Origin of the sequence: Burkholderia sp. M6-3 (assembly GCF_050858985.1) — a bacterium.
Taxonomy (GTDB): domain Bacteria; phylum Pseudomonadota; class Gammaproteobacteria; order Burkholderiales; family Burkholderiaceae; genus Paraburkholderia; species Paraburkholderia caledonica.
The window spans coordinates 99,108-117,558 of the sequence record NZ_CP110091.1; the positions used below are offsets into that span (position 1 = coordinate 99,108).

Below are 18,451 nucleotides of genomic sequence, written 5' to 3' on the forward strand. Positions count from 1 at the left end.
TGCCAGCCCGTGCGTCTGTGAGATCATGCAAATCTCCATACGGATTGCGTTCTCACATGCCGACTTCCGCGTCCACCCACGGTAGTTCACTTTCGCTTGGCAGCGTCGGCACCATCCTTGCCTCGATGTTCTGCTTTGCAGTGGTCGATGCGTTGGCCAAGTCGGTTGCGCTGCAATATCCGGCCAACGAGGTCACGTTTTTCCGCATGCTTTTCGGCCTGGTTCCCGCCATTTTGCTGTGTTGCGGAGGAAGCCGGCCGCTCTCCGACCGCTTGCGGAATATCGACGTTAAAGGGCAGACCACGCGCGCGATCGCACTCCTCGGCGCCTCGGCTCTGTTCTTTGCCGGCCTGCCGTATGTGCCGCTCAGCGAAGCGGTGGCGCTCGCCTATTCGGAGACGCTGATCGTCATTGTGCTCGCCCCGCTAATGCTCAACGAGCGCTTGACGCCGCGCGGCGCCGCAGCCGCGATTGTGGGTTTTCTGGGCGTACTGCTCGTGGTACGGCCCGGCGGCGCGCAGACGTCACGGCTAGGGCCCGCGATTCTGCTGGCAAGTGCGTTTTGCGGCGCACTCTCTATCGTCCAGATCAAACGCATTCGTTCGACCGACGACTCCGCCACCACCGTTCTCTTTTTCACAGCAATGGGCACCGTGGTGATGGGTTGCACGTTGTTCTTCAGATGGCGCACGCCTTCGGTGGACGCACTGCTCGTGATGGCTGCACTCGGCGTCTTCGCGACCGCGGGCCAAATGTTGATGACGGTAGCCTTCCGCCGCGCGGATGCAGGCGCGCTTGCTCCGTATAACTACACGAGCATCGTCTGGGCGGCGCTTTTTGGCTATGTGCTGTGGGGCGAAACGCTGGAGCTTCTGTCGGTGGCCGGCATATTGATGATCGTGGGCAGCGCCATTGCGGTCGCGGTGCGCCGCAAAGCGCCCGAAGGACCTCTCGCCTGATGCGATGGCCTCCGGGCGCCGAATCAATGCAACTTGCGGCTAACGGGCGAATCGCGCTTCCGATGCAATTTGCACGAATTCGCCTCGATCAGCCGCCACTTTCCACCGTCGTCGGTCAAGCCACCTTGTAGCGCGGCGCCGGCGCATTGGTCGACAACAGCGAGAACATCGCGCGGCGCGCAGCCTCGTAGTCTTCCCACTTCTCAACCGCATGCAGTGACGGAATCGTGATCAGCTCGCCGCGATCGAAGCCGACCAGTGCTGCGTCGACCATGTCGTCGGCGGACATCACGATTGCCTTGTCGAGGTTTTCCAGCGGCAGGCCGCCGGTTTGCCAGAACTCGGTCGCGGTCGCGCCCGGCAAAACCGCTTGCACCTGAATACCCTTGTCGGCCAGTTCGTGCTTGAGCGACTGGCTGAAGGCCAGCACGAACGCCTTGCTACCGCCATACACGCCGTTGAGAACCTCCGGCGCAATAGCCACAATGGACGCAATGTTGATCAACGCTCCCTTGCCACGCGCGACGAAGCCGGGCACGGCCGCATACGTGAGCCGCGTCAGCGCGCTGACATTCAGGTCGATCATGCGCTGCATTGCATCGACGTCGCTGTCGACGAGCGACGTATGCGTGCCGACACCGGCGTTATTGACCAGAAGCGTAATGCTCGCGTCCTGTTTCAGTTTCGCTTCGACCGTTGCGAGCCCCGCTTTGTCGCCCAGATCGGCGTCCAGTATCTCGACGCTACGGCGCGTTTCGGTCGTGATGCGATTGGACAGCGCGGCAAGGCGCTCGCGGTTGCGGGCAACCAGCACGAGGTCGTAACCGCGGCGCGCAAGGCGGTCCGCGTAGATTGCGCCGATTCCCGACGACGCGCCCGTGATCAGTGCAGTGCCCTTGTGTGCTTCAGTCATGATGTCACTCCTTTGCAATGAATCGTTGATGGTGTGAACGAATTCTGTCCCGTTTTGACGGCGACGCAAATGACATATATGGTTAGGTTTCAGGACATACACTTGGACGGAGAACGGACATGCACCGCGTGGGATATTTGCTGAGCGACGGCTTTCAGGTCATGGCGATCGCCACGCAAGCTGTTTTTGAATACGCGAACCTCGTAGTGGGCGAGCCGTTCTATCAGGTGGAGAATTTTTCGCCTGCGGGCGGCGAGGTGCGTTCGTCGCTAGGTATGACCATGAACACAAGTCCGCTCAACTCGCGCCGTCAAACGGACACGTGGATCGTCGCAGGCGTGAACGATCCGCTCGCATTGCCGGCGCCCCAAGACGTGCTCGCGTTCCTGCGTAAAACCGGGCCGCGCGCGCGGCGCATCGGCGGCATTTGCACAGGCGGCTTTGTGGTGGCTGAGGCTGGTCTGTTATCGCAGCGTCGCGCCACGACGCACTGGGCCTACGCGCGTGAACTGCAGAAACGCTTTCCCGACGTTCGCGTGGAAGACGACCGCATTTATATCGTCGACGGTCCGATCTGGACGTCGGCCGGCATGACCGCCGGGCTCGATCTTGCGCTTGCGATGGTCGAAAAAGATCTGGGCGCCGAGGTGGCGCGCTCCGTTGCGCACAAGCTCGTCATGCATCAGCGGCGCTCGGGTGGCCAATCGCAGCATTCGGAAATGCTCAACCTCGCGCCCAAGTCGGACCGCATTCAGAGCGCGTTGAACTACGCGCGTGAGAACCTGAGCCGGCCACTTACCGTCGATGAACTGGCCGACAAAGCAAACCTGAGTCCGCGGCAGTTTAGCCGTGTGTTCACGCTCGAAACGGGGCAATCGCCTGCGCGTGCTATTGAGAGCCTTCGCCTCGAAGCCGCGCGCCTGATGATCGAGCAAAGCCGGCATCCGCTCGACGTCATTGCGAAAGAGACTGGGTTTCGCGACCGTCGCCATTTGCGCGAGGCGTTCATACGCGGATTTGGCGTGCCGCCGCAGGCGGTGCGTCGCGAAGTGCGTAGTGCAGCGTGAAAAAGAACGTGGTTTGCGGCGCGAAGGCAGCGCGAATTAACTGACGTCGCCCGTCTCGCGTTGCGGACGGCGCACAGCGCGCACCTTCCCGCTGTTTCCGCCGCCGCAAAAGAACTGCCCGCTGCCATCGGATTCGAGACCCGACACGCCGACGCCCTCGGGCATCTCGACGCTTTCCAGTACCTCGCCGGTACGTGGGTCGACGTGCCTCAACTCGCTTGCATCGTCTTCCCAGGTGCCGTGCCAAAGCTCGCCGTCTACCCAAGTGACGCCCGTCACAAAACGGTTCGACTCGATGCTCGAAAGCACCACGCCGGTCTCGGGATCGACCTGATGGATCTTGCGCTCGCGATACTCGCCGACCCACAATGATCCTTCGGCCCACGCGAGTCCCGACGCGCCATTGCCTCCCGGCGCAGGGATGCTCGAAAGCACGCGGCCGGTTGCCGGGTCGAGCTTGTGGATGCGGCCCGCGGCAATCTGAAACAGATGCTGGCCGTCGAAGGCGGTCCCCGCGTCGGCGGCAATTTCGATTGCGCGCAGAGTCTCCCCGCTCGCGGGATCGAATGCGTTCAGCGTCTTGCCCGTCGCAATCCAGACCTGCTGGCCGTCGTAGGTGACGCCAGCCACTTGCTGCACGTCTGGGAACGGACCATATTCGCGGATGATAGTGGCGTTCGATCGATTCATGCTGCCATCCTAATTGAGCGTGACGGGCGAGGGGAGTAACAACGTTGTCGCGAATCCAGCCGCTGGCGGGGCCATCCAGCGGCGCGCCCGGCCCCGGCCGAACGACTGGGCCTTGCCAACGGCGGCGAGCGAATCGAGGGTGCGCTGCACGGTGCGCTGGCTTGCGCCGAGTGCGAGCGCGAGCGCAGAACTCGACCACGACTCGCCATCCGCGAGCAGCGCGAGCATTGCCGCATGAGTCTCTTCGACGGGCCGCGCGAGTACCCGAACCTCTTGCCCATCGCGCGGCGCCAATGCAAAGCCACGCGGCGTCGCGCTGATATCGGCCAACGTGCCGAGCACCGTGCGAAGCCGGCCGATCTCCACCCGCAGACGCGCGCGGTGCGAGTCATCGGCATCTCTCGTTCTGAATGCGCGTGCGATCAGCGTGTCGCGCGACACGTCCGCGGGCCATGCTTCGGCAAGCTGATACGCGAGATTGAACAGTACCGGGCGCCTTGCCAGCGAGACAGCCGTACCGGATTTCTGCACGACATTGCGACAGGCGTCGACTACGAGTGCGTTAGACATTAACAGTGCTTCGACTTCGTCGAGCAGCAGCAGCCGTTGTTCGTCTCTTGCGATCAGGCGCGCGGCTGGCACGTTCAACGTATTCGATGCGCTCTCGATCTCGGCGATCAGCGCGGGAATTTCGGCGGCTCTCGCCGCGTGCCTGGCTCGTGTGAAGGCGGCGCGAGCCTTGTTGGCCTGCAAACGCCGTAGCGCGATGCTCGCCACCATGAGCTGGTGCGATGCTCGGAGCACGGGCGGCAAAGGCGCCGAATCGAATGTGCCGAGCATGCGCTCAGCCTCGTCGATATGTCCGATCAGAACAAGCCTGCGAACTTCCAGATAGCCGGCATGCGCGGCATTGACACGGTCGCCGTGTGCTTCGAGCGTCGCGCGCGCAGCGCCGAGCGCTTTCGCCGGCCACGCAAGATCGCGCGACGCCAGCGCGATCTCTGCCTCCGCCACGACACATCTCGCGCGGGCGACGGCTTGCTTCGAACCGAACGCGCGCGCCGCGCTTCGCACGAGCGCCTTGGCCCGGATGAAATCGCCCAGTTGCGCCATCGCGATGCCGCGAAGCGCGAGCGCGGGCGCGTCGCCGCGTAACGCGACGCGCTTCAATGCGCCGAGCGGATCACCCGCTGCGAGCGCCTGAGCGGCGGCCTGGATTAGCGGGTCCATGCTGATTGAAATCGCGCCACACTTGTCACTCCCACCGTCCGGAATCCCGACACTAATCTAGCACGACCGCCAACCAGTACGTCGTATCGAAAGCAATCGAGCGACGAGGAAACCGAACGGAGAGAACCATGACCACGACACATACGACCGGAACACGCGAGCAGTGGCTGGCAGCGCGCATCGATCTGCTCAACGCGGAAAAAGAGCTCACGCGGCGCAGCGACGAGCTGGCGCGCCGACGCCAGGAATTGCCTTGGGTCCGCATCGACAAGACGTACCGCTTCGATACCGAGCAGGGTATCGCGTCGCTTGCCGACCTGTTTGGAGGACGCTCGCAGCTTCTCGTCTATCACTTCATGTACGGGCCGGACTACAAGGCAGGATGCCCGTCATGCTCGTCGATCGCGGATGGCTTCGACGGCATCGCGATTCATCTGGCCAATCACGACGTGGCGCTGACGGCCGTATCCCGTGCGCCGCTCGCGAAGCTGCAGGAGTACAAGCGGCGCATGGGCTGGACGTTTCCGTGGGCTTCGTCGGCGGGCAGCGACTTCAATTTCGACTTCAACATTTCGTTCACCGAGCAGCAGCAGCGCGAGGGCACCGTCGAATACAACTATCAGCGCGGGCGTCATGCAATGGACGCGGTACCGGCGCCGGAGCCCGTCGCGCAATTCGCGGCGACTTGCGGTACCGACGCATCCACTTACGCGCGCGACCGGCCAGGACTAAGCGCCTTCGTGCTGGAAGACGGCGCGGTCTACCACACGTATTCCACGTACGCGCGTGGACTCGACGGCCTGTGGGGCATGTACCAATGGCTCGACCGTGCGCCGAAAGGCCGCAACGAGACGGGCATCTGGTGGCGCCGTCACGACGAATACGCAACGCGCTGAGGTGCATGATGAAGCCCGTGCACGCAAGCCGATGCGGTGACTTCGCGACGCAATACCTCGACATGCGTGCTTCTCGTTCGCGCGCATGCTTTTACGGTGTCTGTGCGTTGCTGTTCGCAGTCTGCGCGGCGGCAACCCTCGTTGCTTGCGGGTCAATGTCGACCATGGACGACATGCCTATGCCCGGCGGCTGGGCCATGTCGATGATGTGGATGCCCATGTGCGGCCGCACGTGGCCGGGCGGGGCGGCACGGTTCGTCGGCATGTGGGTCGTCATGATGATCGCGATGATGCTGCCGTCCCTCGCACCCGTGTTGTGGCGTTACGACGAGGCGCTTCGCAGAGCAGGGCACGCGCGAGTAGCGCTTATGACGTTGCTTGCCGGCGTGGGCTATTTAGCTGTGTGGGCCGCGTTGGGTACAGCGCTGTTTGTGTTCGGCGCGACGTTAGCGGCGCTTGAGATGCGCGTGCCCGCGGTTTCTCGCGTTGTTCCCATTGTGGCCGGCGTAATTGTGCTCAGCGCGGGCGCGTTGCAACTCACGGCGCTGAAGGCGCGTTATCTTCGCTGTTGCCGCCAGGCGGCTCAATCCTGCCTTCATGCGCTGCCTACGCGCGCGGTCGCCGCGATAAGATATGGTGTGCGGCTAGGCGTCCATTGCTGTGCGTGCTGTGCAAGCCTGACTGCGGTGCTTGCCGTTACCGGCGTGATGGATCTGCGTGCAATGGCGGCGGTCACGGTCGCTATTACGCTCGAACGCGTGGCGCCACACGGCGAATTCTTCGCGCGGGGCGTTGGATTTGTGGTGATCGGCGCCGGCTTGTTTATGATCGTGCGAGCCGCGGCGCTCGTCTAAGACTTGTATTCGACATCAGAAGAACTCACTCGATGACCCGATACGTTGCTCTTCTCCGTGCCGTGAATGTCGGCGGCACCGGCAAGCTTCCAATGGCTGAATTGCGAACTATGTGCGAAGCCGTTGGCTTCACCAATGTGCGCACGTACATTGCAAGCGGCAATGTCGTGTTCGACAGCAAGCTTGCCGAGGCATCGGTAAAAAGCCGGCTCGAGCGTTGCCTTGAAGAGTACGCGGGCAAGCCGGTGGGCGTGGCGGTGCGAACGAGCAAGGAACTTGCGCAGGTGCTGACCGCTAATCCGTTCAAGGCCGCCGCGCCGAACCGCACGGTCGCGATTTTTCTCGACACACCGCCGCCCGCCGACGCGTTGACTTACGCGAGCGGGCAGCGCGAAGAAGAAATGGCGCTCGGCGCGCGAGAAATCTACGTGCATTACAACAACGGAATGGCAGACACGAAGCTCAAAATCCCGGCCGCCAGAACGGGAACCGCACGCAACATGAACACGGTTGCGAAGCTGGTAGACATGGCAAACGAATAGCGCATGCGGGTTGTGGCATCGGCGGCATTGGCGGCATTGGCGGCATGAAAAAAGGGCGGGACGCAGGGTGCCGCCCGTCTATTAACCGCCAATTTTCAGATCAGCCGCCTAGCGCACCTTGCCCGCCTTCCACGCCGACAGCAACTGCTCGTACTTGACCGTCTCGCCCTTCGGCTTCTCGCTGGCGAGTTTCTTCCACGGCGCGTGTTGATCGGACAACCACTTCGACGGATCGCTTTGCGCATTCAGCTCCGGCGCACACACTTTCATGCCGGCGCGTTGCAATCGGGACAACACCTGGTCCATTTCCTTCGCGAGGTTATCCATTGCGGCCTGCGGCGACTTTTCTCCGGCGACTGCCGTGCCGACGTTCTTCCACCAGAGCTGTGCCATCTTCGGATAGTCGGGCACGTTGTTGCCGGTCGGCGTCCACGCGACGCGTGCCGGGCTGCGATAGAACTCGATCAGACCACCGTACTTGTCCGCGTTCTTCGTGAAGTAGTCGCTATGAATATCGGAGTCGCGAATGAACGTGAGACCGACAATCGATTTCTTCAGCGATACGCTCTTGGCGGTCACGAACTGCGCATACAGCCAGGCCGCGGCGCGCTGATTGGGCGGCGTCGACTTGAAGAAGGTCCACGAGCCGACGTCCTGGTAGCCGTTCTGCATGCCGTCTTTCCAGTATGCGCCGTGCGGCGACGGCGCCATGCGCCACTTTGGCGTGCCGTCCGGATTCGTGACATTGCCGGGCTTGAGCATCGACGCGGTAAACGCCGTGTACCAGAAGACCTGTTGCGCGATCCTGCCTTGTGCGGGCACCGGACCCGCCTCGCTGAAGGTCATGCCCGAGGCCTCGGGCGGCGCGTATTTCTTCAGCCAGTCAATGTACTTGGTCGTTGCATAGACCGCCGCGGGACTGTTGGTGCCGCCGCCGCGCGACACCGACGCGCCCACCGGATGACAGCCGTCCGGCGTCACGCGTATGCCCCATTCGTCGACCGGCATGCCGTTCGGGATGCCCTTGTCGGCTTCGCCCGCCATTGAAAGCCATGCGTCCGTGAAGCGCCAACCGAGCGACGGGTCTTTCTTGCCGTAGTCCATATGGCCGTAGACTTTTTCACCGTCGATGCTCTTCACGTCGTTGGTAAAGAACTCGGCAATGTCCTCATACGCGGACCAGTTCACCGGCACGCCCAACTCGTAGCCGTACTTCGCCTTGAACTTGTCCTGCAAGTCCTTGCGCGCGAACCAGTCGGCGCGGAACCAGTAAAGGTTGGCGAACTGCTGGTCGGGCAGTTGATAGAGCTTCTTGTCCGGCGCGGTCGTAAAACTCGTGCCGATGAAGTCTTTGATGTCGAGGCCAGGGTTCGTATAGTCCTTGCCTTCGCCCGTCATGTAATCGGACAGCGGCACGACCACGCCGTAGCGATAGTGCGTGCCGATCAGGTCGGAGTCGGAAATCCAGCCGTCGTAAATGCTTTGCCCGGATTGCATCGACGTCTGCAATTTTTCGACGACATCGCCTTCCTGAATGATGTCGTGCTTTACCTGAATACCGGTAATTTCGGTGAAGGCTTTCGCGAGTGTCTTCGATTCATAGATGTGCGTGTCGATAGTTTCCGACACCACATGTATCTCCTTGACGCCTTGCGACTTCAGTTTGGCAGACGTGTCGACGAACCATTTCATTTCGTCCATCTGCTGCTGTTTCGAAAGGGTGCTTGGCTGAAATTCGCTATCGACCCATTTTTGCGCTTCGGGTATGCCCGCTTGTGCCTGATTCGCAAGGGCACCTGACACGATGCCTGCCACTGCGAGCGCGACGATCCGTCTCCTCTGTTGCATGGTCTTCTCCTGTGTCTTTCGTGCCCCTTGAATCCGGCCGGAGCCCGCTCGGGGCATCAGCGGAACCGGGAGTTGCCAGCCTTCATTGCGTGTGTCGACTTGCTAGCCTTTCCACATGATCGCGAGCAGAACGAGCACCGAGGCCACGAATCCCGGCCACGAATTCGAGCCTTCGGCGCTGATGCCGATCCATGCGAGGTTCACATACGCCGCCGCGAGAAGACCGATGAACAGGCGGTCGCCGCGTGTGGTTGAGATGGGCAGAAAGCCCTTGCGTTCGGTCGTCGGCGAGCGCAGTTCCCACATCGTCATGCCGGCCAGCATTACGACAATGCAGCCGAAGAAGAGCGCCACTTCGGGCGTCCAGTACATCCACGTGAACATCAGACTCTCCCCATCGCAAAGCCCTTCGCGATGTAGTTGCGCACGAAGTAGATCACTAGCGCACCAGGAACGATGGTCAGCACGCCCGCCGCGGATAACACGCCCCAGTCCATGCCGGCCGCCGACACCGTGCGTGTCATCACCGCTGCGATTGGTTTAGCGTTCACGGAGGTCAGCGTGCGTGCGAGCAGCAGTTCGACCCAGCTGAACATGAAGCAGAAGAAAGCCGTCACGCCGACGCCCGACTTGATCAGCGGCAGGAAAATTTTCACGAAGAAAGCGGGGAACGTGTAGCCGTCGATATACGCTGTTTCGTCGATTTCGCGCGATACGCCCGACATGAAGCCTTCGAGAATCCACACCGCGAGCGGCACGTTGAACAGCATGTGCGCAAGCGCAACGGCGATGTACGTGTCGGTCAACCCGACGCTCGAATAGAGCTGGAAAAACGGCAGCAGGAACACGGCGGGCGGTGTCATCCGGTTGGTGAGCAGCCAGAAGAACATGTGCTTGTCGCCGAGAAAGCGGTAGCGTGAGAACGCATAAGCGGCAGGCAACGCGACGAGCACCGACATCACCGTATTCATCAACACGTAGATGATCGAATTGATGTAGCCCCAGTACCAGGACGGATCGGTGAAGATGATCTTGTAGTTCTCGAACGTCACGTGCTGCGGCAGCGTGGCGAATGCCGACATGGTTTCTTCGTTCGTGCGCAACGAAATCGACAGCATCCAGTACAGCGGAATCAGCGCGAACAACATATAGACGACGAGCACCAACGTGCGCATCCAGCGGCGCTTATCCTGCATGTTCGTCTCCTTCCGCAGCGGGGCCGCCTTTGCCTACACGGCTCATCCAGTTATAGAGAATGAAGCACAGCAGCAGGATGATGAGGAAATAGATCAGCGAAAACGCGGCGGCTGGGCCGAGGTCGAATTGGCCGACCGCTTTTTGTGTCAGGTACTGGCTGAGAAACGTCGTGGAATCGCCGGGACCGCCGCCTGTCAACACAAACGGCTCCGTGTAGATCATGAAGCTGTCCATGAAACGCAGCAGCACGGCGATCATCAGCACGCCGCGCATCTTCGGTAATTCGATGTAGCGGAACACGGCAAAGCGGCTTGCGCCGTCGATTTCGGCGGCCTGATAGAACGCATCGGGAATCGCGCGCAGGCCCGCATAGCACAGCAGTGCGACGAGCGGTGTCCAGTGCCAGATGTCCATCACGAGCACGGTGAGCCACGCGGCCGTGGGGCTCGCCGTGTAGTTGTAGTCGAAGCCGAGGCTATTGAGCCAATAACCAAGCAGACCGATATCCGGGCGTCCAAAGATCTGCCAGATCGTGCCGACCACGTTCCATGGAATGAGCAGCGGCATGGCGAGTATGACGAGCGCCGCGGATGCGCGCCAACCCGAAGCCGGCATTGCGAGCGCCAGGCCCACGCCGAGCGGAATTTCAAACAGCAGCACGCAAGCGGAAAATATGATCTGCCTGCCGAGCGCGTCGCGCAGATCGGGATCGGTCGTGATGTTGCGAAACCACTCCGTGCCGACGAACACATGCTGTGTCGGGCTGATGATGTCCTGCACCGAGTAGTTAACTACCGTCATCAGCGGCAGAATCGCGGAGAACGCGACGCAGATAAACACGGGCACGACCAGCAGCCACGCTTTCTGATTGACGGGCTTGTTCATCTCGCCGCTCCTTCGGAGATGCGTGCGTCGATTCTTTCGTCGTTGCAGAAGAACACCGTTTCAGGCGCGGCGAGGCGCAGCCAGGCCGGTCCGTCGACCACGCGCACATGCGGCTCGAGCTTGGCGTTGAACAGATGGCCGTCGCATTGTGCTGTGACGAGTTGATAGTTGCCGAGCTGTTGCGCGCGCAATACCTGCGCCTTGACCGCACCCGTTTCGCCTTCCTGTGCGAGCCGCACGAACTCGGGGCGAATGCCGAGTGTGAGCGAGCCGTTTGCATGGTCATGCGCGTGTCTTAGCGTGGCGAGTGTGTCAGTGTCCAGAGCAAGCCGTTGGGCGCCGATCCTCGCGCCTTCCGCGTCAAGCTCGATAGGGCAAAGATTCATGCCGGGACTGCCGATGAAGTAGCCGACGAACGCGTGATCCGGCCGTAGAAAAAGCGCATCCGCGCCGCCCTTCTGAACGACGCGACCGTTTGTCATGACCACGACTTCGTCAGCGAAGGTGAGCGCCTCGACCTGATCGTGCGTCACGTAAATCAGCGTGAGCTTCAGTTGCTGATGGATCTTCTTCAGCTGCCGGCGCAGCATCCATTTCATGGCCGGATCGATCACGGTCAGCGGCTCGTCGAACAGGATCGCTGCGACGTCCTGGCGCACGAGGCCGCGTCCCAGCGAAATCTTTTGCTTCGCGTCCGCTGCGAGGTTGCTCGCCTTATGCGGCAGATCCCGCGTCATATCGAGAATTTCGGCCACTTCGTGCACGCGCTTCCTGACTTCGGATGCTGGTATTTTGCGGTTGCGCAGCGGAAACGCGAGGTTGTCGAACACGCTCATGGTGTCGTAGATCACCGGGAACTGGAACACTTGCGCGATGTTGCGCTCGCGTGCGCCCAGCGCGGTCACGTCGCGTCCGTCGAACAGCACCTTGCCTTCGGAAGGCTTGACGAGACCCGACACGATGTTCAGCAGCGTGGTCTTGCCGCAACCGGATGGTCCGAGCAACGCATACGCACCGCCGTCTTCCCAGACCATGCTCATGGGTTGCAGCGCGTAGTCGTCGAGCGTCGCCGGATTCGGACGATACGCGTGCGCGAGATGCTGAAACTCAATGCGCGCCATAAGCGGCCTCCGGGCTAGATACGAGCTTCGTATCCGCGCCGAACACAAACAGTTCGTCGGGGTCGATGAATACGTCGAGTTCCGTGCCGAGTTCGATCTGATGCACGCCTTGCAACTGCGCGACGAGATCGATGCCGCCATTGAGCGTGTGCAGATGCAGATAGGTTTCCGAGCCGCTCAGTTCGGCTAGTTCGAGCCGGCATGGAACGGCGATCGCATGCGGTGTCTTCGCAGCAAGACGCAAGTGCCCCGGCCGGATGCCGATACGGCATGTGCCGTTCGCGGCGGTGCCGCGGCGGATCGGCACGTCGATGCCGATCGGCAGTCGTGCGCTGCCGTTACCGTTCAGTTCGCTCGTCAGCATGTTCATAGGCGGATCGTTGAAGACGGCTGCGGCGCCCACGTCAACCGGTGCGTTGTAGACGTCGAGCGTCGGGCCGAATTGCAGCACGCGGCCTTTATCGACGATTGCCGTATAGCCGCCGAGCAGCAGTGCTTCAAGAGGCTCGGTGGTCGCGTACACCACGGTCGTTTTGCCGTCCGCGAAAAGCGTGGCGAGTTCCATGCGCAATTCTTCGCGCAGCTTGTAGTCGAGATTGACGAGCGGTTCGTCGAGCAATACAAGCGACGTGCGCTTCACGAGCGCGCGCGCCAGCGCGCACCGCTGCTGCTGGCCGCCCGACAGTTCACTCGGCCGCCGCTCCAGCAGATGCTCGATATGCAGTTTTGCCGCGACTTCCTGCACGCGCCGGCGAATTTCGGCGGGGTCGGTCTTCTGTAGCTGGAGCGGCGAGGCGATGTTCTGAAACACAGTCATCGCCGGGTAATTGATGAACTGCTGATAAACCATAGCAAGGTTGCGCTGGCGCACACTGACGCCTGTCACGTCCTGACCGTCTACGAGCACGCGGCCCGCACCCGGCCTGTCCAGTCCCGCCATGACGCGCATGAGCGTGGTCTTGCCGGCTTGGGTAGGTCCAAGCAACACATTGATGGTGCCTGGCACGAGACGCAAATTCACGCCGTACAGATACGGTTGCCCGCCAGAAACGACACTCACTTGCTCCAGTTCCAGGACCAAATTGCTCTCCTTTCGGGCGCGAGATATGTCTGGGTGTCCGCGGAGCCGGAGCTTCGCGAAGGCGTCAATTGGTTTGCACTCGGATTACACTCAGCAAACAGAATGTCCCTTTTGTTGGTTTGTGTTTAAATCGGGGTTAACCTTACGAAAGGCGGAAATAGAGAACCTTGTCAATTTGGATGCTCTTAAGCTCGGCCAGCAGCCTTGAACTTCATTAGATGCCCAACAATTGGGAAGGCGATTTACGCCGCTTCCCTGTCCGATTTAACCTTTCGACTTAGGTTTACGTAATAATCGGCCCACGCTGCCCGTTTCGATTCACTAACCATTAAAAATGCGTAGGTCATGGCTTTTAGCGAACCAAGGTCTCCATTTTTCAGGTGGATCGTCTCTTCCGCTCAAAACCTGAGCGCCGAGAACCGGCAAATACTCCTCTCCAATCTTTTCACGCGAACATGGTCAATCGTGTTCGCGTCGATCTGCGAAATCAGCGTCTGCGCGACGGCCTACTATCTATATCCAAGCCTGCTATACGCGAGTTGGACAGGCGCCGTTGTTGCGCTACTCATGGTGCGCCTCTGGCTTATCTGGCTGTGTCGCCGCTGTAGTGCGCGGGATTTGCCCACGCCTACCTCCGCGTTTGTGCTCGCAAGCATTCTGTGGAGCGCGTTGTTCGGCTTTGGTAGCTTGCTATGCAATATCAGCGGCGACGCGACGCTCTTTCTGCTTGGCAATGTTTGCGCTGTCGGCGTTGTCGGCGGGCTGGCCGGACGCAATGCGGCCACGCCCCGGCTGGTCATGCTGCAGATCCTCTTTATTCTCGGTTTACTGGGAGTTGGTGCCGCGCTGTCGCCCGGCTCGGGGAAACTCGTGCTGCTGTTTCAGGCGCCGTTCTGTGCCGCTGGTTTCCTGACCGTTGCGCTGCGCAGTAATCGCGACACGGTCGCGCTGCTGCTCGCGCGCGAAAACAGTCAGCGGCTCGCGCATCACGATAGCCTGACGGGCTTGCCGAATCGTGCGCGCATTAATGAACTGTTGCTGGAGCGCACGGCGGTAGGCTGGTCGCATCGCGAGCCATTGTTCGCCGTTCTATTGATCGACCTGGACGGCTTCAAGGCAATCAACGACAGCCTGGGTCATGCCGCCGGCGACCAGATTCTCCAGGAGGCCGCGGTCCGCTTGCGTGAAGTGCTGCCTGCCGCCGACATCGTCGGACGCCTTGCAGGCGATGAATTCGTGGTCATTTCAGAAGCACCCGACCCGTCCCGCGATGTCCGCGTGCTGGCGGACAGAATCGTCAAAACGTTGGCCCGGCCCTTCGCGTTGAGTGAGGCGCTCGTTCATATTGGCGCGAGTGTGGGCGTCGCGCTGTGTCCCGAGCACGCGACGACCGGGCCGCAATTGCTGATCTGCGCCGACCGCGCGTTGTATGCGGTCAAGCGCAGCGGCAAGAGCGCGTACGTCATTTTCGACGCGGAGCAACACGTATCCGACGAAAACCTGAGCCTGCTGCGCAGCGACCTTGAAGGGGCGCTGCGTTCGTTCAGCGGACTGCGCATGGAGTATCAGCCGATTGTCGATGTGGCCAGCGGCTTTGTAACGGGCCGCGAGGCGCTGATTCGCTGGACGCATCCAACACGCGGCGAGCTGTCGCCCTCGGCTTTCATTCCGACTGCGGAGCGTACCGGCCTGATCCTCGCGCTCGGCGAATGGGCGCTATTGCAGTCGTGCAAGGAAGCGGTCATGTGGCGCGACAAGGTGCCGGTTGCGGTCAATGTATCGCCGGTGCAATTGCGTGAAGAGACGTTTGCGTCGATCGTTGCGGGGGTGCTTCGCAAGACGCGGCTTCCGCCCGAGCGTCTTAACATCGAGGTCACGGAGACGGTGCTGCTGAACGACGACGTCGTGACCCGGCGCAATATTTCGCGGTTGCGTGCACTGGGTATCGGCCTTGCACTCGACGATTTCGGCACGGGCTTCTCGACGATGTCGACGCTGGTGCGTTTCACATTCGACAAGCTGAAGATCGACAGTTCGTTCGTCAAGGAGTCGGTGCATCGGCGCGAATCTGCTGCGGTCGTGCGAGGGATCGTCGCATTGGCGCGCGAAATCGGCATGCCGACCACGGCGGAAGGCATCGAAACCGAAGAGCAACTCGACTTCGTGCGCCGTTCCGGCTGCACACATGCGCAGGGTTTTTTACTCGGCAGACCGGTGCAAGGCTGCGAGATCGCGCACATCGACGAAAAGCTGCCCGCGCAATCGGTGAATCCCGCCTAAGCGGTTCCATGACTGCGGCGCAGTATGGCGCCTCTATCCGACAGTGAGGAACACGTGGACTCGACACTCAAATTCCAGCTACGGCTCACCGTCTCGCTAGAACTTGCCGGCGCATTGCGCGCCGACTCTTCCGGCGCGGCGCATGTCCAGCTTCAACGAATTTTGCATCGGCATAACGCGACCGTGATCTGTCAGTACGACGCATTCGCGGACTACGTGAGCGAGGCGGAGCGGCTCGGCATCGAAAAGTATCCGCTCTATCAGTGGACGCGCGAGACGATCGAAAGCCCCGAGAAGAAAGCGAAGCACCTGCGCTCGTTCACGGTCTACGTGAATGGCGAACAGATCTACGACAAACAGACCGCCGATGCAATGGAGACCGAATTATTAGCGCTATGCAGCGAGAGCGGCGCATCCGGCGGTGTTGGAAACGGTATCGAAAGCGGTATCGAGCGCATTTCGAAGTTCGATACGAATCCTGCCAACAACCCACAGCCTCCCAGTCGTTAGCGTTTGACCCGTTTCATTCAACTGTCACTGTTTCGCGACTAGGATCACTGGTCAAGCCGCCAGTCCTTCCTACCCACAAAACACAGACATGTCGAACACAAAAAACGCTAAGGCTTCGCCAGCCGATCAGGGTGCTTCCATCGTTTCGCGTCGCGGGTTCCTGAAGTTCGCCGGCGCATCGAGTCTCGCAAGTGCAGCCAACGCGCTGTCAACGGCGCGCGCAGCAAGCGCTACGCCAGACGGCACACCGGAACAGGTACACCTGACCTGGGGCAACGATCCATCCAATGAAGTCACGGTGTCGTGGGCGTCGCTCGCGGCTGCCGTGAAGCCGCATTTGCGTATTGGCCGGGTTGGAGAAGGCAAACGGATCGTGCATGGCGTGCAGACCACGTACACCGACGGCCTCAACGGCGAAGTGGTATTCAACTATCACGCGCGTCTGCGCGACCTCAAGCCAGACACGAGTTACGAATACGAGGTCACGGCCGATAACGACAGCAACGCGGCGCGGCCCTTCAGCGGCAGCTTCCGCACCGCACCGCGAGGCCGCGCACCGTTTCGCTGGACGAGTTATGGCGACCTCGCCACGCCGAATACCGGCTGGGTGCTCTCGTCGCCGCAAAGCCGCTTCGCCGTGCAGGCGGTCGAGCGCTTTCAGCCGCTCTTTCACCTGCTCAACGGTGACCTCTGTTATGCGAATCTGAACCCGACACAGCAGCCCGAAGTGTGGCGCGACTTCGGCAACAACTGTCAAACTTCAGCCGCGAATCGTCCGTGGATGCCATGCCCCGGCAATCACGAGATCGAGTTTCACAACGGCGAGCAAGGGCTCGCGTCGTACCTCGCGCGCTACGCGTTGCCTGACAATCACACGCGATTTCAGGGGCGCTGGTACAGCTTCCGCGTGAGCTCGGTGCTGTTCATTTCGCTCGATGCCGACGACGTCGTCTATCAGGACGCCGCCGCGTTCGTGGCTGGGCCGGCACCGCTCGTGCCGGCAGCGAGCACCGGGAATCCGCCGATCGAGCCGGGCACGTCCTTCTATGTGCGCGGCTACAGCGGCGGCGAGCAAACGCGCTGGCTGGAGAAGACGCTCCGGCACGCGGCCCAGGACGACGACGTCGACTGGATCGTCGTGCAGATGCATCAGGACGCGTTGAGTTCTTCGAAGACGGGCAACGGTTCGGACAAAGGCATCCGCGAAGCCTGGCTCCCGCTTTTCGATCGTTATGGCGTGGACCTCGTGCTATGCGGCCACGATCACGACTATGAGCGCAGCTATCCCGTGCGCGGCTGCAATCACGATAAGGGCACCGATATCGCAACAGGTCGTCCCGTCGATACATTGCAGCCCAAGCCGGTGATGTCGGCAATTTCCGCTGGGGCGTCGACATTCGATACGAGCCATGGCACGATCCACCTGATTCTCGGCGGCGGCGGCACGAGCGCACCGCTCGACGTGTATGGCCTCGACGCGGGCACGGGCCTGCCGCAAGCGCGCATTTTCACGCGGCCTAACCGTCCGGTTCCAGGCAGCACGGCGGGCACGTTCGTGCGAGCGAGCGCCGATGCCGTTGAAGACGCAATCTGGTCCGCGCAACGAGACACCGGCACCGGCTACGGCATCGCCGTGTTCGATCACGAGCCGGGCCATCCGGGCGGCGAGACGACCATCACGATGAACTACTACCACGCACCCGGCGCGGACCAGACGCCTACATCGAACTACGAGCTGTTCGAAACCATCGAGCTGAAGAAGAAACGCAAGCGCTGACGCGCGAGCCGGGGAGAGGCAAGAAGCAAGAAGCAAGGGGAAGAGACGGCGCGGCAGGTTTTGTTACACGTCTTACCGGTACGCGATGAGGCGGTTACAGAAGCCTTTCGAATCGCCGGTTATACTCGCGCCGTCTCATAAAAACCAAAGACCTCTTATGTCGAAGCGAATTCTAAAAATTGTGGCTGTTGCAGCGCTCACGAGCGCGGCGTCGTTGTCGGCTGTGGCCGGCGATATGAACAATGCGCTTGGCGGCGCGCTCGGCGGCGTAGCGGGTGCGGCACTGGGCGGCGCGGTCGGCGGCAGCACGGGCGCTGTAATCGGCGGCGCGGTTGGCGGCGGCGCGGGCGGCGCGGTGACATCTAACCGCCGCGAGCGCACGGGCGCCATCGTAGGCGGCGCGCTGGGCGGCGGTGCGGGCACCGCAGCCGGCAACGCGATGGGCGGACGTGGCGGCGGCCTGATCGGCGCAGCACTAGGCGGCGGCGCGGGCTCCGCGCTCGGCGGCAATATCTCGCGCTCGAACTCGTATGCCGACGACTACTCGCGCGATTACCGGTCGGGCAAGAAGCGTCATAAGCATCGGCACTACGATTAAGCG

General features: G+C 61.5%; 18 protein-coding genes. 9 read left to right on the forward strand and 9 right to left on the reverse strand.

Translation table 11 applies throughout. From position 1 onward, the window contains the following. Nucleotides 1–56 precede the first annotated feature (56 nt). Nucleotides 57–959, forward strand: a complete 903-nt coding sequence (locus OH764_RS17750) for a DMT family transporter (protein WP_498850136.1) — start codon at nt 57–59, stop codon at nt 957–959. A 115-nt stretch (nt 960–1,074) separates the two neighbouring features. On the opposite strand, the gene OH764_RS17755 is transcribed toward OH764_RS17750, so the two are convergent. Then, the gene (locus OH764_RS17755; RefSeq protein WP_498850137.1) at nt 1,075–1,872 is read right to left on the reverse strand and encodes an SDR family NAD(P)-dependent oxidoreductase; all 798 of its coding nucleotides are present in this window, start codon (nt 1,870–1,872) and stop codon (nt 1,075–1,077) included. Between the two features lie 119 nt (nt 1,873–1,991). Between OH764_RS17755 and OH764_RS17760 the strand changes: the two genes are divergently transcribed. Next, nucleotides 1,992–2,939: a GlxA family transcriptional regulator gene (locus OH764_RS17760; RefSeq protein WP_498850138.1), complete on the forward strand. Its 948-nt coding sequence runs from the start codon at nt 1,992–1,994 to the stop codon at nt 2,937–2,939. A 36-nt stretch (nt 2,940–2,975) separates the two neighbouring features. Here the strand turns inward: OH764_RS17760 and OH764_RS17765 are convergent, their stop codons facing one another. Both OH764_RS17765 and OH764_RS17770 read right to left on the reverse strand, forming a co-directional pair. After that, nucleotides 2,976–3,629 carry a Vgb family protein gene (locus OH764_RS17765; RefSeq protein ID WP_498850139.1) on the reverse strand — a complete coding sequence of 218 codons (654 nt, stop codon included), beginning with the start codon at nt 3,627–3,629 and terminating at the stop codon, nt 2,976–2,978. Between the two features lie 9 nt (nt 3,630–3,638). Next, nucleotides 3,639–4,859 (reverse strand): winged helix-turn-helix domain-containing protein, encoded by a 1,221-nt coding sequence (locus tag OH764_RS17770; RefSeq protein WP_498850140.1) that lies wholly within the window; start codon nt 4,857–4,859, stop codon nt 3,639–3,641. Between the two features lie 128 nt (nt 4,860–4,987). Here OH764_RS17770 and OH764_RS17775 point away from each other — a divergent pair, with 128 nt between their 5' ends. The 3 genes from OH764_RS17775 to OH764_RS17785 all read left to right on the forward strand — a co-directional run bounded on the left by OH764_RS17775 (nt 4,988) and on the right by OH764_RS17785 (nt 7,151). Continuing rightward, nucleotides 4,988–5,755, forward strand: coding sequence for a DUF899 domain-containing protein (locus OH764_RS17775; RefSeq protein WP_498850141.1), 768 nt, complete (start codon nt 4,988–4,990; stop codon nt 5,753–5,755). 164 nt (nt 5,756–5,919) lie between these two features. After that, on the forward strand, nt 5,920–6,609 hold the full coding sequence (locus OH764_RS17780) for a DUF2182 domain-containing protein (RefSeq protein WP_498850142.1): 690 nt from the start codon (nt 5,920–5,922) through the stop codon (nt 6,607–6,609). A gap of 32 nt (nt 6,610–6,641) precedes the next feature. Further along, the gene (locus OH764_RS17785; protein ID WP_498850143.1) at nt 6,642–7,151 is read left to right on the forward strand and encodes a DUF1697 domain-containing protein; all 510 of its coding nucleotides are present in this window, start codon (nt 6,642–6,644) and stop codon (nt 7,149–7,151) included. A 108-nt stretch (nt 7,152–7,259) separates the two neighbouring features. On the opposite strand, the gene OH764_RS17790 is transcribed toward OH764_RS17785, so the two are convergent. The 6 genes from OH764_RS17790 to OH764_RS17815 form a co-directional block, all read right to left on the reverse strand. Continuing rightward, on the reverse strand, nt 7,260–8,999 hold the full coding sequence (locus OH764_RS17790) for an ABC transporter substrate-binding protein (protein ID WP_498850144.1): 1,740 nt from the start codon (nt 8,997–8,999) through the stop codon (nt 7,260–7,262). Nucleotides 9,000–9,101: 102 nt separating this feature from the next. Next, complete coding sequence (locus OH764_RS17795; RefSeq protein WP_027778187.1) at nt 9,102–9,383, reverse strand: DUF2160 domain-containing protein; 282 nt, start codon at nt 9,381–9,383, stop codon at nt 9,102–9,104. After that, on the reverse strand, nt 9,383–10,195 hold the full coding sequence (locus tag OH764_RS17800) for a carbohydrate ABC transporter permease (RefSeq protein WP_027778186.1): 813 nt from the start codon (nt 10,193–10,195) through the stop codon (nt 9,383–9,385). Before OH764_RS17800 ends, OH764_RS17795 begins: the two co-directional genes overlap by 1 nt. Then, nucleotides 10,185–11,081 (reverse strand): carbohydrate ABC transporter permease, encoded by an 897-nt coding sequence (locus tag OH764_RS17805; protein ID WP_498850145.1) that lies wholly within the window; start codon nt 11,079–11,081, stop codon nt 10,185–10,187. The genes OH764_RS17800 and OH764_RS17805 overlap by 11 nt, the downstream gene beginning before the upstream one ends. Next, complete coding sequence (locus OH764_RS17810) at nt 11,078–12,202, reverse strand: ABC transporter ATP-binding protein (protein WP_498850146.1); 1,125 nt, start codon at nt 12,200–12,202, stop codon at nt 11,078–11,080. The genes OH764_RS17805 and OH764_RS17810 overlap by 4 nt, the downstream gene beginning before the upstream one ends. Continuing rightward, nucleotides 12,189–13,283, reverse strand: a complete 1,095-nt coding sequence (locus OH764_RS17815; protein WP_498850147.1) for an ABC transporter ATP-binding protein — start codon at nt 13,281–13,283, stop codon at nt 12,189–12,191. Before OH764_RS17815 ends, OH764_RS17810 begins: the two co-directional genes overlap by 14 nt. Before the next feature lie 345 nt (nt 13,284–13,628). On the opposite strand from OH764_RS17815, the gene OH764_RS17820 reads away from it, so the two are divergent. The 4 genes from OH764_RS17820 to OH764_RS17835 all read left to right on the forward strand — a co-directional run bounded on the left by OH764_RS17820 (nt 13,629) and on the right by OH764_RS17835 (nt 18,448). Further along, on the forward strand, nt 13,629–15,563 hold the full coding sequence (locus tag OH764_RS17820) for a putative bifunctional diguanylate cyclase/phosphodiesterase (protein ID WP_498850148.1): 1,935 nt from the start codon (nt 13,629–13,631) through the stop codon (nt 15,561–15,563). A 54-nt stretch (nt 15,564–15,617) separates the two neighbouring features. After that, nucleotides 15,618–16,073 (forward strand): hypothetical protein, encoded by a 456-nt coding sequence (locus OH764_RS17825; RefSeq protein WP_498850149.1) that lies wholly within the window; start codon nt 15,618–15,620, stop codon nt 16,071–16,073. Between the two features lie 88 nt (nt 16,074–16,161). Then, on the forward strand, nt 16,162–17,850 hold the full coding sequence (locus tag OH764_RS17830; RefSeq protein ID WP_498850150.1) for a purple acid phosphatase family protein: 1,689 nt from the start codon (nt 16,162–16,164) through the stop codon (nt 17,848–17,850). A gap of 157 nt (nt 17,851–18,007) precedes the next feature. Further along, nucleotides 18,008–18,448: a hypothetical protein gene (locus OH764_RS17835; RefSeq protein WP_027778180.1), complete on the forward strand. Its 441-nt coding sequence runs from the start codon at nt 18,008–18,010 to the stop codon at nt 18,446–18,448. The last annotated feature ends 3 nt before the right edge of the window (nt 18,449–18,451 follow it).